Consider the following 17,374-nt stretch of genomic DNA (forward strand, 5'->3'; position numbering starts at 1 on the left):
CTCCTTATTTTGACCTTATTTTATTGGAAAAGTGATGTTAGGACACGATTGATTTTTAATCAAGTAAAACTATTTTTTAAGCGAATCTTTAAACCAATCTGGAAAGATGTCTATTTCATATTTTTTAGCCAATCTTGCTATTATAGGTATAGTTATAGGTGAAAAAGGAAGAATCACTAAAAAACCAAACCCTAATTCTCTCAAGACGTTTCTTAGAAGATAGTTTGTCTTTTTTAAATCTTCTTCTGATGATTCACCTCGAATATATTTATAATAACCTGAAATTACTTCCCTTGTTTGATCACTTTCATGTAAAAGTGCTTTTTGAACAACGCCGAGAAACTTAATTACTAACTTCTTCATTACCAAATATATTATATAAAAAAAAACCCACCTTAGAGGCGGGTTTTTTTAATAAACCTCTATATCAAAAGTTTCTAGTAAAAGTAACTCCATATATTCTAGGTTCAGTTAGATAGTAATTGGTGTACAGACCTGATGTATCAGATGTCGTGTAATGACCAGTTACAATTTCTTTATCCTTAAGATTTCTAACCCAAGCTCTTGCTCTCCATTTACCCTCTGGGTCATCTAGAGACAAAGAGAAGTTTACTTGAGCCCATGCAGGTATTTCATCACCTATGTCATTAAATTCTCTTGCATAACTCTTGCTTTGTTCATAGTAATCTACCCTAGCTGTTACATCAAAAGCATCCATGTTCCAAGTATGCTGAACACCTACTTTTATTGTTTGACCAGGAGAGTTAGGTAATTCATTACCTTTGATGTTTACTAAGAATCCATCACTCGTAGGCACTCCAAATGCAGTAAGAGCATTTCTAGAATAAAACGCCGGCAATCCATCAGGATAAGCCGAAGCAGGAGTCTCAATAACGGCACCTACGGCTCTCGCTATTGGAAGTGCTGCTAAAGCACCTGGTGCATACGCTACATAATTAATTCCAGTGCTTGAACCTGGATCTATATTCTTCATTACTCTCCAGTCAGGAGTATTTTGAAGTCTATTTTTAGGATCTAGTAGTAAATTATCTGCTGCTTCTGTATTTAACCAAGACATTGCTACATCAATAACGGTATTTGGCATACCATCTGGAATGTAAAGCATTTCTAACTCAGCTCCTTCAATCTCAGCATCCACATTTACATTTACAGAAGAATTATTGATAATCTTATAAATCTGTAATCCCTTGTAGTCATATTGGAAGATAGAACCATTTAATGTCATTCTTCCATCTAATCTTGTAGATTTAAAACCTAGTTCAACCGCATCCACTTCTTCACTATCAAAAATTCGAGGTGTGTCTGCGGGAAAAGCGTCACTTATAGAAGGATTAAATCCTCCAGGCTTGTGTCCTTTTGAAGCTGTTACGTAAACCATTAAATCATCAGTTGCTTGATAATCTAAACCAACTCGACCAGTAGTCGCGGAAAATTCTGCATGAGATGGACTTCCTGTCAAAGTTCTTGTTTCATTATAACCAGGAGTTGGAGGCACATCTAAAGGACTGGCAGCTCCATAATAACCTAGTAAAGCTAATTGAGCAGGTGTCGGAGGAGCTCCGAACAACATTGAAGTTAAAGAAGATCTGACACAAGTACCTGGTGCAATAAATGCACAGTCAGCCAAAGCCACTCTTCCTTTAGTATCTTTCTCATCTTCATTCCTTCTGGCACCAACTGTCAATCTAAGTTTGTCAGTTATGTCAAAATAAGCCTCTCCAAAAAAAGATGTTGTTTCGGATTCAGATAATGTATCTGAATGATAATATCCTGGGAAAAGTGGAGGAACACCTGTTGGGTGTATTCCACCGCCAGCAATAGTTGGAAGTCCATACAAAGTAATGAAGTCTAATGAATTAGCCATTACATAATAACCGCCTAGACTTTCATTATCTCCGTAGTTTGCTCCAAGAGTAAAATTAAAGTTCCCATCAAAATCAGATGCGATTTTTATCTCTGCATAGTTAGTATCACTATAATCTGTATAAGCTCGATCGTAAGAGAAAACACGATTATAAGCGCCATATACATTGCCGCCAATAACACCAGCTGTTAAAGCATTTTCTGTAGCAATATTTCCATCGGCAGTTGAAACCGGAACAAAACAATTAACTGCTGCACAAGGCGTTGGTAAACCAGTCAGAGCATTGACTGTCTGTATATTTGGCCCTACATCCATATTATAATCTTGTTGGGAATCAAAACTACCTTCAGCCGTAGCTAAATTTACAGTAATCCTATAATTTTCAAGATCATGATTAATGCTTAAGAAAGTTGATTCACCTTCTTGATCAAAAGTAGGCTCAAAATCAGTATGAATGTCTCGAAGACTTGTCATTTTAGGTCTTGGATACTGAAACTGACCCAATGCCTCTAAAGCAGCTGTGTTCGCTCCCAAAATAGCTCCACCACCAAATGCTAGGTACAACGTACCGGTTGTAGAACTTGGGTTTACCCCATCTCTACCAAATTTATTTGGTTGACAGCCATAAGTGGGTAGAGGATTTTGTAAACACACTTGGTTGGTAATTCTAGCTCTGTCACTATCTTCCTCTCCATCTGAATGCATAAAGTCAATAGTGGTATCCTCTCCTTCCCATCTTAAGCTAAGTCTAATGGCGTTTTGATTCCTACCATCAATGTCTCCATCGGACTCTACAAAAAGATTTCGTGTGTAACCGTCTCTGCTTAAATCACTTCCTGCTACACGCAATGCCATACTATCTCCTAATGGAACATTCAAAGCAAACTCAGTTCTCTGATGATTATAATTTCCTGTTTCAAGAGTAGCATATCCGCCTAACTCTCCCATTTCAGGTTTTCTGGTTATGAAATTAACCACACCACCCGTTGCATTTTTACCAAAAAGAGTTCCCTGAGGTCCACGAAGAACCTCAACTCTTTCCATATCAAAGAATTCTCCCGTGTTCAAATTTCCAGCAATTGGAATATCGTTAGTGTGCACTGAAACACCTGCTTCACCAGACCCTGCTGTTACTAATCTTCCAATACCACGTATTGAAAAAGAGGAAGAACCAAAATTTGTTGGTGTAAAGCTTACGTTTGGAACATTAAGTTGTAAATCAGTTGCACCAATAATTTGTTTGGCTTCTAGGCCTTCTTCATTAAAAGCTGAAATAGCAATTGGCACATCTTGAAGACTTTCTTCAGTCCTTCTCGCTGTTACTATTACTTCTTCAATTCCTGACTTTGCTTCGCTATCTTCTTCAGCAGCTATGATTGATGCTGAACCTATTATACCTGCTAAAAAGGTAACTAGGAGCGTAAATCTTTTAAATAATTCCATAAAATCTCCCCAAAAATCTAATATCAAAGATGTCCTTTTCATTAATAAAAGTTAATAAAAAAAGTAAAAAACTGCCCATGAAAATCCTTTTTCATGGAATAACACTCTTTTTATACCATATAAATGCCTAAAAACTAGTACTTTTTTACTATTAAAGTAGTTTTAAATACATTACATATTGCCATGAATGAACTAAAATTGAAGGAATTCATTTAATATTTATTGATGAAAAAAAAAGAAAGGACTTTTTTTATAGAAAAAAAGCTTGATAAATTATATCCTAAACCTGAGGTACCTCTTGATCATAAGGATGGATATACCCTCCTAGTAGCAGTCCTTTTGTCTGCTCAATGTACGGACAAAAGAGTCAACTTAGTAACCCCATTTTTATTTTCTTTAGCAGATAATCCTTACGATATGATGATTCAGGAAACTGAAAAGATCAGAGAAATAATCAAACCTTGCGGTCTATCACCTAAGAAATCCAGAGCTATAAGCAAGCTTTCTGAAATTCTTGTAAAAAAATACAATGGAGAAGTTCCAGAATCATTTATAGATCTTGAATCTCTTCCTGGAGTTGGTCATAAAACTGCTAGTGTAGTAATGAGTCAATGGTTTAATCATCCTGCATTTCCAGTTGATACTCATATCCATAGATTGGCTCAAAGATGGCGATTGACTAACGGAAAAAATGTCCAGCAAACAGAAAAAGATTTGAAAAGACTTTTCAATAAGAACAAATGGAATATTTTACATATCCAAATGATTCTTTTTGGCAGAGAACACTGTTCTGCTAGAGGATGTAATGGAACTATTTGTATAATTTGTAGCACCTGTAACAGTAATTTAAAAACTAAAATTAAAACAAAAAAACCATAAAGATTAATCTGTTTTCTTAGACTTGCTCTTGTATAATCTCAAACAGAATAGTTCGCCCAATTAATATTGAAATCTAGAAAATACTAAATGATGTCAAAAAATAATATCTCAATTATTGAAGAGTTTGATTCTGAATTATGGAACGCAATGACCTTAGAAGAAAGGCGACAGGAAGAACATATCGAATTAATAGCATCTGAAAATTATGCTTCAAAAAAGATTCTAGCTGCACAAGGTTCTGTTTTAACAAATAAATATGCCGAGGGTTATCCTGGAAAGAGATATTACGGAGGGTGTGAAAATGTAGACATTGCAGAAAGTCTTGCTATTGAGAGAGCTAAAGAGCTATTTAAAGCGAGTTTTGCAAATGTCCAACCTCATTCAGGAGCGAGTGCTAATGCAGCTGCTTTTTTAGCATTATGTGAACCTGGAGATACAATATTAGGAATGAGCTTAGATCATGGTGGTCATTTAACTCATGGAGCAAAAGCTAATTTCTCAGGAAAAAACTTTAATGCTGTTCAGTATGGTCTTCATCCTGAAACAGGAATCCTTGATTATGATCAAGTGAGCAATCTAGCTAACGAACATAATCCCAAACTAATAATAGCAGGATTCTCAGCTTATTCAGGAATAGTAGATTGGAGTAAATTTAGAGAAATAGCTGACTCAATTGGGGCATACCTATTAGTTGATATGGCTCATGTTTCTGGTCTAGTTGCTGCAGGGTTGTATCCCAGCCCTATTCCATATGCAGATGTGGTGACTACAACTACTCATAAAACTCTTAGAGGTCCAAGAAGCGGTTTAATCTTAGCCAAAGAAAATGAAACTCTTCATAAAAAACTTAATTCTGCCGTATTTCCTGGTTCTCAAGGAGGTCCTCTAATGCATGTAATTGCAGCAAAAGCAATTTGCTTCAAAGAGGCTCTTGAACCAGAATTTAAAATTTACCAAAACCAAGTAATGTTAAATGCAAAGAAAATGTGTGAAACATTTATTAGCAATGATATTGATATTGTCTCTGGCGGAACTGAAAATCATATGTTCTTAGTTGACCTAATAAAAAATAAAGTTACAGGCAAGGATGCTGATGCGGCATTAGGAAGAGCTTTCATTACTGTAAATAAGAATGCCGTTCCAAATGATCCTCAATCTCCATTTGTAACCAGCGGCTTAAGACTTGGCACTCCTGCTTGTACAACTAGGGGCTTCAAAGAAGAAGAAGTAGTTTTAGTTGCAAATTGGATTTGCGACATATTACATGATATTGGGAGTTCACAAAAGATTGATGAAGTGAAAAGAAATGTTCTTGAACTATGTAAATCTTTCCCCGTCTATGTATAAAATATTCCGATCATGAATTGCCCTTATTGCACTGTCACAGATACCAGGGTTGTAGACTCAAGATTGATAGCTGATGGTCTGCAGATTAGAAGACGAAGAGAATGTGGAAAGTGTGGTGAAAGATTTACTACTTTTGAGAGTGCAGAACTCTTGATGCCGAGAGTTATTAAACAAAAAAATAATACCAGAGAACCTTTTGATGAAAATAAACTTCGTGAAGGCCTATATCGTTCCTTAGAAAAAAGACCTGTCAGCGAAGAGCAGATAGAATCATTAATTGAAGATATAAAAAAGGACATCAGAGGATCAGGTGAAAGAGAAGTGGCTTCTAGATTTATCGGTGAAATGGTAATGAAAAACTTAAGAAAAATAGATGAAGTTGCCTTCATACGATTTGCATCTGTTTATAGAAGATTTGAAGACATAACTGAATTTAGCGAAGAAGTTGAAAGACTTGCAAAAGACTAAATGATGGATAAATCTGGATGCATGGAACGTGCACTCTATATGGCAGAAAAAGGAAGGTATTTAGCTAGCCCAAATCCAATGGTTGGTTGTGTCATTACTAAAAATAATAAAATAATTGGAGAAGGGTGGCATCAAAGATATGGTGAAAATCATGCAGAAATTAACGCAATAGATGATGTTAGAATAAAATTTGGTGATGAATATCTGAACCTTCTTAAGAACAGCACATTTTATACAACATTGGAACCATGCAGCAAAAAAGGAAAAACCGGTTCCTGTGCAGAAACTTTAGTGAAACTGGAAGTGGCAAAGATCATTATTGGGTCGAGAGACCCTAGTCAAGAAGGTATAGAATTTCTCAATGATAATGGCATAACAACAGAAGATATAACATTAGAGCTGCAAAATGCAGCTTACAAACTTAATAGAGGTTTTTTCTCAAGGGTTACAAAAGGAAGACCTTTTATAAAATGTAAAATTGGAATGTCTGTGGATGGAGGAATCTGTTTAGAGACTGGAGAGAGTAAATGGATAACTTCAGAAGATTCAAGGCAAGATGTCCATAAACTAAGAGCTGAATCTGATGTAATATTTACTGGAAGTGGAACTGTAAAGGTAGATGATCCATTATTGACAGTTAGGGGAGTAAGCGAGGAATTTAACCCACCTCTTAGGTGCATAGCAGATAGAGGAAAAACATTACAAGGACGGGAGAAATTATTAAATGATGGCTTAGAAACCTTAATATTTACAAATGGCCTTACTAAAAATATAACTTCTAAAGCTGAATATAAAGAAGCTCCTTTAAAAGAAGGTTTTTTAGATTTACAAGAAATTATGAACTCATTAGGCGAGATTAACAAAAATATGGTTTTAGTTGAAGCTGGGCCTAAAATTATAAATAGTCTAGTTCAAGAAAAACTTATAGATGAATTTATCTTTTACTCAGCGCCTAAGGTTTTGGGTAATAAAAAAATTAGTTTCTTAGATAATATCCTTAATAACTCAAAACTAGGTAAAATTAACTTGTTGATAGATGACATTAAATCAATAGGTCAAGATTTAAAGATTACTGCAACACCGATTTACAACTAAGAAGACAATATGAAACTAAATTCTACAGAAGAACTTATCAAGGACTTTGCTTCTGGAAAAATGGTTATCTTGATGGATGATGAAGACAGAGAAAATGAAGGAGATATTGTCGTAGCTGCAGAAAAAATTTCACCTGAAATAGTTAATTTCATGGCAACTCATGCTAGAGGTCTTATCTGCCTAGCTCTAACAGAAGAAAGATGTAAACTTCTAGAACTAGATTCGATGGTTTTAGAAAATGAAAGTCAACATGGTACTGCATTTACAACATCTATTGAAGCAGCACAAGGAGTGACTACAGGTATATCTGCAGCAGATAGAGCTACAACAATTAGAGCTGCAGTAAATCCAAATGCCACGGCTCAAGATATAGTTCAACCAGGTCATATATTTCCCATAAAAGCTTCTCCTGGTGGAGTTCTATCTAGAGCCGGTCATACTGAGGCTGGGCCAGATTTAGCTAAACTAGCTGGTCTTGATCCTGCAGCTGTAATAGTAGAAATTATGAATGAAGATGGAAGTATGGCCAGAAGAGCGGATTTAGAGAAATTTGCTATTAAACATAACTTAAAATTGGGAACTATTGCCGATTTAATTCACTATAGGAATACACATGAAAAAAGTGTGATCCAATCTGAAACTACTGAAGTTGAGACTGACTTTGGAAGATTTCGTCTTTTTATATATAAAGATATTATTTTTGATAAAACCCATCTCGCTCTAACTCTAGGAGAGATTAAACCTGAAGATGAAGTTCTTGTACGAATTCAACAAACTAATACTTTGCATGACATTATGAATATTAATGGATTTGGAAATAGGTGGTCTTTCACTAAAGCAATGGAAAAAATTCAAAGAGAAGGCAAAGGGGCTCTTATTTTACTTAGCAATCAGGAGTCTCAATCTGAAATAATCAACAACACATTATTTCTTAAAGGTAAAAAGAGAAATAATTCTATGGAAGCTCCAGACTCAAGAAATATAGGTTTAGGAGCTCAAATATTAAGAGATATAGGCATACAAAAAATTAAGCTTTTAGGGGCAAAAGTAAAATATCCATTAACGGGTTTTGATCTTGAAATAACACAATTTATTAACTTCAAAAAATGATCACAGGTAAAGAAATATTTATACCTTCTCAGCATTCTAAAAAGGGGAAATATGCTATCGTTTCTACCTCCTGGAATTCTGAAATAGTGGAAGAAATGCTAGAAAGAGCAATAAAATTTTTAGTTGATAATGGTGTAAAACCTAAAAATATTTCTCAAGTTAAAGTTCCGGGAGTCTTTGAACTACCGGTAATGGCTAACAAACTAGCTTCTAAGAAGATAGATGCAGTTATAACTTTGGGATGCGTTATCAAAGGTGATACTCCTCATTTTGATTTTATAAGTTCAAGCTGTGCTCATGGACTTATGCAGGTTTCTTTAAATAAAGAATTACCAGTTATTTTTGGCGTACTAACTACCAACAACATTAAACAAGCAAAAGACAGAGCTCATTGGAAAAAAGGTAATAAAGGAGCTGAAGCTGCAGAAACAGCTATGGAAATGGTTGAAAAATTCAAAAGTTCTTAAGCATGAAAGAATCACCAATGCGTTCAAGGGATAAAGCGTTGCAAAGCCTTTATGAAATGGAAATAAATATAGATAAACATTTAATCAAGACTTTAAAATCAAGAGAAGATATAGGAAGTTTTTGTCATGACTTAATTATTGGGGTCATTGATAATATTAAAGAGTTAGATACTAAACTTGCTCCTCATCTAGATAGATCTATCGCATCATTAGATTTTATAGAAAAAAATGTACTACGAATTGCTACCTATGAGTTAGTCTTTAATAAGAATTTGGATCACCCCATAGTAATCAATGAAGCAATAAGGCTTTCAAAGAAATATGGAGCAAAAGATAGTTATAAATATATTAATGCCATTTTGGATAAAATGACTAAGGTTGATAATTTAAAGAGTCATAACTAACAAAAATTGGAGAAGACCAGGCTCGTTCTTCAACTTCACCTAAACAATCTCCTTTTTTTAAACCCCTATAATCTCCGTAACAAATATCCACCTTAATGCAATTTCCTTCTTGGTCCTTTTGACAATTTAATCCCTGAGCATTTATTGCCTGAGAAGGTTCTTGTATAGCTCTAGCATAATAAATAACTTCTCTAGTTCCATCTTCAAACTGAAGATCTTGAAACTCAACTGAACAACCCTCACCAAGATCTTCACAAGGAATTATCTTCCATGGATCCTGAATTAGACTTTCTAAAGGCTCATCTTTATAGATTTGAGGACGTATTCTTACAATCTCTATTCTAGAGATCAATTTTCTTTCATCAGATGGGTTATAACACTCCCCCTTGCAAAGTTCTTGTATTCTTTCAGAAACACCTGGATTAATTAACTCATTTTCCTGGCACCCAGAATTTTGCTTAAAAGCTCCAATTGCTTTAACCCTAAAAGAAGGATTGAACTTTGTTTTTAATTCACTACCCATAGGTGAGATTTGTCCTTTTGGAGAAATTTGATCAAACCAAAGTAATATTCTGTCCCCCGACGTAGCATACACCTCTCTTTTATGAAGAGCTTCCCAAATAAAATCTCTATTTTTTCGTTCTGAATGTACTGCTACTAAACCGCCACTTATAAAAAAAGATGATCCTCTATCTACTTCTCTAGGATAAGAGCCTGAAGCTAAAATAGAGTTCGCATCAACTTTGACGGATTTTGGAGTTAAGAAAGAAGTATTTGATTCAAGGACTGAAGATTTAGATTCAACAAAAATTTTTGTCTCTTTACTTTCAAAACCCCTTGAATCTGTATTCCCTAGTCTTGATATTTCTTTATAGCCACTTCCTGCTTTTGCCTGATGATTATCGCTAGATCCAATAAAACCAAATCTAAATCTAAAAGGTACATCTCCTGAAAAATCTGTTAAAGCAAGAGCATTTTGGACTGAAAGACCTGGTCTATAATTAAAAGCCGGCAAAAAACAATCTTTGCATTGCCCAGAGTCTAACCATTCTTCAGGTAGCTGACTTGGGATAGAAAGATGGCCCAAAGGGTTTGATGAGACATAATTTTTGATCGCTTCTATCCTTCTCAATTCGCATTCTTCTTCACTTCCTGCAGAAAAAAGGCATCTTTTCTTTATTATTTCTCCTGCCTGAAAGCAACTTGGTAAATAACCTGATACAGGTGAAGGGCAACTTAAAGAATAATCTTCTTCAACAACTAAGGACCTCCAAGATCTATATTCTTCTGAATTTCCATGACCGGAATATACTTCTATAAGCCTTTGTAAATTATTATTATTCTGTTCAGTAGAAAGTTGATGCTCCCAAGATGCCAGAGGAGGAGCTGTATTTCCCCATGCCGTACCATGAGGAATAACCAATATATCGCTATCCCATTCTTCCAATTTCCTAAAAAGATCACCAGGATTTAAAGCAATCTCTAAACAGTCTGAAGGTAATTGTTTGACATTTTTTTCTTTGTTGCAATTTCTTCTTGCCTCCAATTCTAATTGTTTATATCTAAGATCAAAAATTAGATCTCTATTCTGGAAATCTTCTAGTAATAAGCTAGCTTGTAAGATAAATCTAGAAGAAGAAATAGCAGAATTTTCAGCTAAATTAGCTGCAATAGGCCTTAATGGTATTTCTTGTAAATCAATAGATTTAAGGATTATATTTTTATGACCAAAATGTTTCTTAGGATCTGTGCTTCTTTGAGTCCATTCCCAACCAAGAAAAGCTACAACATCAGACTCTTTTTCTAAGTTTTCATCACTGGAAATTGCATTACATTGCTGGATAGCCCCAATAGTCTTTTTCCATTCTCTAGGAGTTAACCAAGCAGCATGGTCATTTATTGACCAAAAATCTATATTCGAACAAAATCTTGCATAATCGCATGCATCCCCTATAGGATGAATGCCCTCGCCCTGAAGTAAAGGAAAGTTCAATAAATACGCATCTAAAGAATAGCTAGAATGCACGTGAAGATCACCAAAAAATATTTGTTTTCTTTCTAAGCCATCATTCAAAATCTCAGATGATGGGATTTTTAGATTTGTTATTTCTCCTGAGTTTAAGGGAAGACCAAACCAATTAAAATATAAGGCAATTATGAAAAATAAAGGAATACTAAGAAAGAACCCTAGAAGAGCTAGGAACGAACTTAGAATTTTTTGATACAAAGAATCTTAGGTTTCTTTGATTAATTTCTTATCTACAATTAGATCGGCATAATACCTTAAAGATTCAGCGACAACATAATAAGAACTTCTTTTTGGGTTTTTCTTTAATAACTTTACTTTAAATATTTTTCCTTCCCTAAGAGACTCACTAAGCTCAAATTTATCGCTTCTCTTTAATTTGTAGATATCTCTTGCATCTACACTTAAATCTCTAAGATCAAATACACTGCTTGATCCAAAACGTTTAACTCTTTCTGATTGAATTGCGTCGATTTTATAATGATAAAGTACTAGAATTGAATTTGAAGAAGGCGACAGGATATCCCCAGTCTTAAACAAAACTTTTTGATCTTCAGCTAGGAAAGTAGCACTAATTATTAATAAATAAATAGATAGTAATATTCTCATAATTAAATTTTTTATTAAATTAAGGATTCTCTAACAATTGTATCTTCTCTTTTGGGCCCAGTCGATATCATAACTACAGGAGCCCCGCATATTTCTTCTATTGCCGATATATAATCTCTAGCGTTTTTATTGAGATCTTCGAATTTATTTAATCCAGAAGTTGGTTCTTCCCAACCTTCAAAATCAGAATATATTGGCTCCACATCTTCAAGAGCCATCAACTCTAAAACATCTTCTAAAGGTAAATTACTTTTATAATCTGTGCATACCTTTATTTTATCTAATCCATCCAGAACATCTATCTTTGTTAAGCATATTCCATTAATGCCATTTAGATATACTACATGTTTTAATAAAACAGCATCTAGCCAACCACATCTCCTTTTTCTGCCTGTTGTAGCACCAACTTCACCACCTTTCTTAGCTAAAAAATCTCCGATAGAATCTGTAAGCTCTGTAGGAAAAGGACCTTCACCTACCCTAGTTGTGTAAGCTTTTGCAATTCCAAGTGAGTAATCAATACTAGAAGGATTAATACCTACTCCTGAAGAAATACCTCCAATTAGATTACTTGAGGTAACAAAAGGATAAGTACCAAGACTTACATCCAATAATGCTCCTTGAGCTCCCTCAAACAAAACAGACTTTTTATCTTCGATAAGTTTTTTTATCTCAGTAACCACATTGCCAATTAGGGGTTTTAATTTTTCTCCCTGAATTAGATTCTTTTCATATAATAAATTAAAATCTATTTTTTTTTCATTATATAATTTTGTAAAAAGAAAATTATAATAATCCAATGCCTCTTTTAGCTTATCTCTTAAGGTTGCTTCATTGTATAGATCTCCAGCTCTTATAGCTCTTCTACCTACCCTGTCTTCGTAAGCAGTTCCAATACCCCTTCCAGTTGTACCTATAGTGGTTGAAGATTTAGATTTTTCTTTCAACTGATCTAGTTTTATATGGTAAGGCTGAATAAGAGAGCATGCTGGACTTACAACTAATTTACTTTCCACATTATCTATAATTTCAGAAGCATCCTTAAGTTCTTCAAAAAGAGCATCTAAACTAACAACAACTCCTCTACCTAAAAAGCATTTAATATTTTCATGACAAATAGCTGAAGGTAATAAGTGAAAAACTATAGTTTTGTCTTTTACGATTAATGTATGCCCTGCATTATGACCACCCTGATACCTTACGGCAGCCGATATATCTTTTGATATTTGATCAACTACTTTACCTTTACCCTCATCACCCCACTGCAGGCCTAATAGAGAAATAACTTTAGCTTTCATTTAAATCATATTTTGTAAATTTAGAAACGGCAACAATATCAAGATCGAAACCTACTGCAGGCCTTGGATCACTCATTTCACTTATCCCGTCATACCTTCCCCCTTTAGATAAAGGATAACCTGCATCATCAATAAATGCTGAAAAGGTTAAACCTGTATGATATTTAAATCCTTGTATTTCACCTAAATCAATATGGATTTGAACATCGTCAAGATCCAATCTAGAAACAATGTTCTCCATATCATCTAAATAAGCTAACGCCTTGTCGCCAAGCTTAACTAAATCCAACTTGGCCTTTGCAAGAATTTCCTTTCCTCCAAAGAGTTCTGTGATAACCAACAACATCTTCATATCATCTTTGTCTAGTTTATTTTCAACTATCTCCTTAATGTCTTTAGTAGATTTAGTAGATAAGGCTTTTCTTATACTGTCTTCTTCACCGGGCAAAAGTTTTTTATAATGGTCAATAATTATATTGATTAAGCCTCCATGGCCAAGACTTAATGTAATATCATTGATTCCAATAGTTTTAAGGCTTGATAACATCAACTCTATGCTTTCAAGGTCTGCATCTATCGTGGCATCCCCAAATATCTCAGCACCTGCTTGAACCGTTAATCTAGAACTAGAATGAACTAGAGATTTACTCTTTATCACATCTCCGACGTAACATAATTTTGGATTAAATTCAGAGTCTAATCTATAAGCATCAATTCTAGATGCTTGAGAAGAAATATCAGGTCTTAAAGAAATATTCTTTCCAGATAAAGAATCTCTAAAAGTAAAAGATACTTCTGAAAGTTCATCATGAGCTTCTCCTCCTAAAGTATCTGAAAACTCAATGATTGGTGGCATTATTAATTCATAGCTATTTTGAGTGAACAGATCCACGAGTCTTCTTCTAAGTTTTTCTATTTGCAAAGCTCTAGGTGGCAGAATCTCATCTACACCCTCAGGAAGGAGCCACTTTATCTTTGATGTCATATCAACAAAGAAATTAATTTACAACTCAGCTAGTCTTGTGAAGACTTATCAAGATATTTAAAGAAATCACTATCCGGATTTATTAAAAGTACGTCCCCTTTATTCTCGAAAGTTGCCTGATAAGCTTTTAAGCTTCTGGTGAAATCATAAAATTCTGGGTCTTTAGAATATGCAGAAGCATAAGTAGATGTTGCTATAGCATCGCCATCTCCTCTAACTTCTTCAGCAATCTTATAAGCATCGGCTAAAATAATAGTTCTCTCTTTATCTGCTTTTGCTCTAATCTCTACAGCTATTTCAGTTCCTTTAGCTCTTAATTCTCTAGCTAACCTCTCTCTTTCTGTTCTCATTCTGTTATAAACAGATTCACTAACCTCTTGAGGGAGATCTATTTTTTTAACCCTTAAATCAATTACTTCTATACCAAGCTCAGACTGAGCAACGGTATTAAGATTAGCAGAAAGAGCAATCATTAATTGATCTCTTTCTCCAGATACAACCTCTTTAACAGTTCTTACTCCAAATTCATTCCTTAAGCCCGTATCTACCCTTTGAGCTAGTAACCTATTTAATCTATCTTCATCACCACCTGAGGTAGTATAAAATTTAGCAACATCCTTAACTCTCCATTTTACAAATGAATCTACCATCAATGCCTTCTTTTCTGATGTTAGATATCTCTGAGGTGGAGCATCTAAAGTTAAAATCCTAGCATCAAACTTTCTAACTGAATTTAGAATTGGCCACTTGAAATGCAAACCAGGTGAAACATCAAATTGAACAATCTCACCAAAACGAAGTTTCACAGCTCTCTCTGTTTCATTGACAACATAAAGTGCTTGGGTTGCTATAGCCACACTTATAATTACGAAACCAGTCAAAAATATATTAAATTTTTTCATTAGCGCTTGTCCTGTCTATTTCTTCTTCTAATTTCATCTATCACTTGATCTGTTAGTTCACGAAGATTTGGTGCCTGTTGAGAATTTGAACCTGATTGCAAACTAGAATTTACCTGAGACTCTGATGAAGATTGAATGATCTTGTCTAGAGGCAAGTATAAAATATTATTCCCTCCATCCACGTCCACCATCACTTTAGTGCTATTTGCCATAACATTTTGAACGGCGTCTAAATACAACCTGTTTCTGGTTACTTTAGGTGCTTTTTGATATTCTGTTAAAAGTTTATCAAACCTATTAGCATCTCCTTTAGCTTCTGCTATAACTTGGTCTCTGTATGCTTGAGCTCCTTGGATTTGTTTTTGGGCTTCACCTCTTGCTTCAGGAACAATTCCATTTGCATAAGTTTCAGCCTGGTTCCGAACTTTTACTTCATCTTCTCTTGCCTTAATAACATCATCAAAAGAAGCTTGTACTTGATCAGGAGGAGCTGAATCTTCAATATTAACTATGACTACCTGAAGACCTGTGGAATATAAATCCAGGTAATCTTGCAATCTTATTTTTACTTCTTGAGCTATTTGATCTCGACCTACAGTCAAAACATCGTCCATGATTGATCCCCCAACTACATGCCTCAATGCACTTTCAGTTGCCTGAGCTAAGCTAGCATCAGCATCTCTGATATCTAAGACATACCTTTTTGGATCTGCGATTTGATACTGCACAGAAACTGTGACATCAACTATATTCTCATCTTCAGTAAGCATTAAAGCATCATGTCTATGGGGCCTTACTCTAACAACATCGACAATAGCTCTTGAATCTAATAAAGGAGGATTCCAATGAAGTCCAGGTCCTTTTATTTCAAGAAATTTTCCTAGCCTTAAGACAACGGACCTTTCTGCTTGCTCTACTTGATAAATACCTGCCACAATCCAAAGTGCTAAAATAATCCCAAAGAAGTATAAGACCCTACCTTTTTTAGGTTTTCCTTCTGAGCCCCCTGATCCACCGCCAAAGATACCTCCAAATCTAGCTTTGAGCTGCTTTATAGCTTCATCAATATCTGGAGGACCATCATTCTTTCCCCAAGGATCTTTATTATCATTACCATTCCAAGACATATTTATTTCCTATATTGTTTTAGTTGCTGTTAACAATGTTTGTTCATTCTCAAAAAAATCAATACCTGTAAATGAAATTAACTCAGCTAACTCTTTTGAGCCTAGTTCAACCTTTAATTGTATCAGACCTGAAGCATCAAATCTTTCTTGAATTACCCTTCCTTTACAAAATAAATCAGATCTTACTTTTACATGAGAAGATTCCAAGTAAAGCCATCCGATTTGCTTAGGGCCATAGACGCAGTGATTTATAGCTTCTTCAAGAGAAATTATGCCTTTATTTTTGTGGGCCGATAACCAAACTTTCTTTTGTTCGGGTTTCGATATAAAAGATAACTCCTTTACATCTATTAAATCGCTTTTGTTAAAAGCTATTATTATGTCTATATCTTTTAACCCCAGATCTTCGAGCAACTTATTCACTTCTGTGATCTTATATTGATAATCTTTATCTGATATGTCGACAACATGCAAAAGAAGATCTGCAGCTTTCAATTCATCTAATGTTGCCTTAAATGATTCAATTAACTGAGTGGGTAAATCAGAAATAAATCCTACAGTATCAGAAAATAAGAGTCCTTCTAATTTCTTATTTCCAGCTTTTCTAGTGACAGAATCCAAAGTAGCAAATAACTTATCAGCTGCAAACTGGTTATCTCCTGTCAATAAGTTAAACAATGTTGTTTTTCCTGCATTCGTATAACCTAAAATTCCTACCAACTTAGTATTGCCTTTAGATCTAGAATATCTACTTATTTCCTTTTGACTATGAACTTTAGATATTCTTTTTTTTAAGCTTTTGACTCTTTGACTAATCAGTCTTCTATCAGTTTCTAATTGAGTCTCTCCTGGGCCTCTTAAGCCAATGCCTCCTTTTTGCCTTTCTAAGTGACTCCATCCTCTAACTAGCCTAGTCGAAAGATGATTAAGTTGCGCCAATTCAACTTGGAGTTTACCTGTATGGCTTTGTGCTCTAGATGCAAAAATGTCTAATATAAGCGAGGTCCTATCTAATACCCTTGCGCAAAGAAACTTTTCTAAATTTCTTTCTTGAGAAGGTGATAAATCATGATTAAAAATTACTAATCTAGCTTTGTGCTCATCAACTAAAGATTTAATCTCCTCTAATTTACCTGATTTAACAAAGAAATTAGGAGTAGGTTTATCCTGTTTACCTACTATGGATGCAGAAATATGTGCACCCGAAGAAACTACTAAATCAATAAATTCTTGGAATTTATTGACAGATAAATTTCTTTTATTAAAGCCCAATTCTATTTGAACAATGATGGCTTTCTCGACTATTGAATCAGGATAAAAATTCATGTT

At 34.6% G+C, this 17,374-nt stretch carries 16 protein-coding genes; 7 read left to right on the plus strand and 9 right to left on the minus strand.

The genetic code is table 11. From position 1 onward, the window contains the following. Positions 1-69 precede the first annotated feature (69 nt). Both P8J93_00420 and P8J93_00425 read right to left on the minus strand, forming a co-directional pair. The gene (locus tag P8J93_00420; protein ID MDG2060268.1) at positions 70-363 is read right to left on the minus strand and encodes a hypothetical protein; all 294 of its coding nucleotides are present in this window, start codon (positions 361-363) and stop codon (positions 70-72) included. A gap of 64 nt (positions 364-427) precedes the next feature. Continuing rightward, a complete protein-coding gene (locus P8J93_00425; protein MDG2060269.1) occupies positions 428-3,328 on the minus strand; it encodes a TonB-dependent receptor in 2,901 nt (966 codons plus the stop codon). Positions 3,329-3,553: 225 nt separating this feature from the next. Between P8J93_00425 and nth the strand changes: the two genes are divergently transcribed. The 7 genes from nth to nusB all read left to right on the plus strand — a co-directional run bounded on the left by nth (position 3,554) and on the right by nusB (position 9,098). Next, positions 3,554-4,207 (plus strand): endonuclease III, encoded by a 654-nt coding sequence (gene nth, locus P8J93_00430; protein MDG2060270.1) that lies wholly within the window; start codon positions 3,554-3,556, stop codon positions 4,205-4,207. Between the two features lie 90 nt (positions 4,208-4,297). Next, a complete protein-coding gene (glyA, locus tag P8J93_00435; GenBank protein ID MDG2060271.1) occupies positions 4,298-5,554 on the plus strand; it encodes a serine hydroxymethyltransferase in 1,257 nt (418 codons plus the stop codon). A gap of 12 nt (positions 5,555-5,566) precedes the next feature. Then, on the plus strand, positions 5,567-6,022 hold the full coding sequence (nrdR, locus tag P8J93_00440) for a transcriptional regulator NrdR (protein MDG2060272.1): 456 nt from the start codon (positions 5,567-5,569) through the stop codon (positions 6,020-6,022). Further along, positions 6,023-7,117: a bifunctional diaminohydroxyphosphoribosylaminopyrimidine deaminase/5-amino-6-(5-phosphoribosylamino)uracil reductase RibD gene (gene ribD / locus P8J93_00445; protein ID MDG2060273.1), complete on the plus strand. Its 1,095-nt coding sequence runs from the start codon at positions 6,023-6,025 to the stop codon at positions 7,115-7,117. A gap of 9 nt (positions 7,118-7,126) precedes the next feature. After that, a complete protein-coding gene (gene ribB, locus P8J93_00450; protein ID MDG2060274.1) occupies positions 7,127-8,227 on the plus strand; it encodes a 3,4-dihydroxy-2-butanone-4-phosphate synthase in 1,101 nt (366 codons plus the stop codon). Continuing rightward, a complete protein-coding gene (gene ribH, locus P8J93_00455; GenBank protein ID MDG2060275.1) occupies positions 8,224-8,694 on the plus strand; it encodes a 6,7-dimethyl-8-ribityllumazine synthase in 471 nt (156 codons plus the stop codon). The genes ribB and ribH overlap by 4 nt, the downstream gene beginning before the upstream one ends. A 2-nt stretch (positions 8,695-8,696) precedes the next feature. Next, positions 8,697-9,098, plus strand: coding sequence for a transcription antitermination factor NusB (gene nusB / locus P8J93_00460; GenBank protein ID MDG2060276.1), 402 nt, complete (start codon positions 8,697-8,699; stop codon positions 9,096-9,098). Here nusB and P8J93_00465 read toward each other — a convergent pair. The 7 genes from P8J93_00465 to hflX are packed head-to-tail and all read right to left on the minus strand — an operon-like array spanning position 9,067 to position 17,371. Continuing rightward, positions 9,067-11,325 carry a DUF3604 domain-containing protein gene (locus P8J93_00465; protein ID MDG2060277.1) on the minus strand — a complete coding sequence of 753 codons (2,259 nt, stop codon included), beginning with the start codon at positions 11,323-11,325 and terminating at the stop codon, positions 9,067-9,069. The genes nusB and P8J93_00465 overlap by 32 nt on opposite strands. Before the next feature lie 6 nt (positions 11,326-11,331). Then, positions 11,332-11,733 (minus strand): hypothetical protein, encoded by a 402-nt coding sequence (locus P8J93_00470; GenBank protein ID MDG2060278.1) that lies wholly within the window; start codon positions 11,731-11,733, stop codon positions 11,332-11,334. A 14-nt stretch (positions 11,734-11,747) separates the two neighbouring features. Next, the gene (locus P8J93_00475; GenBank protein ID MDG2060279.1) at positions 11,748-13,031 is read right to left on the minus strand and encodes an adenylosuccinate synthase; all 1,284 of its coding nucleotides are present in this window, start codon (positions 13,029-13,031) and stop codon (positions 11,748-11,750) included. Beyond that, a complete protein-coding gene (locus tag P8J93_00480) occupies positions 13,021-14,016 on the minus strand; it encodes an ATP phosphoribosyltransferase regulatory subunit (protein ID MDG2060280.1) in 996 nt (331 codons plus the stop codon). Before P8J93_00480 ends, P8J93_00475 begins: the two co-directional genes overlap by 11 nt. Before the next feature lie 29 nt (positions 14,017-14,045). Further along, positions 14,046-14,918 carry a protease modulator HflC gene (gene hflC / locus P8J93_00485; GenBank protein ID MDG2060281.1) on the minus strand — a complete coding sequence of 291 codons (873 nt, stop codon included), beginning with the start codon at positions 14,916-14,918 and terminating at the stop codon, positions 14,046-14,048. Further along, positions 14,918-16,045: an FtsH protease activity modulator HflK gene (hflK, locus tag P8J93_00490; GenBank protein MDG2060282.1), complete on the minus strand. Its 1,128-nt coding sequence runs from the start codon at positions 16,043-16,045 to the stop codon at positions 14,918-14,920. The genes hflC and hflK overlap by 1 nt, the downstream gene beginning before the upstream one ends. A gap of 9 nt (positions 16,046-16,054) precedes the next feature. Next, the gene (gene hflX / locus P8J93_00495; protein MDG2060283.1) at positions 16,055-17,371 is read right to left on the minus strand and encodes a GTPase HflX; all 1,317 of its coding nucleotides are present in this window, start codon (positions 17,369-17,371) and stop codon (positions 16,055-16,057) included. Between the last annotated feature and the right edge of the window lie 3 nt (positions 17,372-17,374).

This window comes from SAR86 cluster bacterium, from assembly GCA_029268615.1.
Lineage (GTDB): Bacteria > Pseudomonadota > Gammaproteobacteria > Magnimaribacterales > Magnimaribacteraceae > JAQWNM01.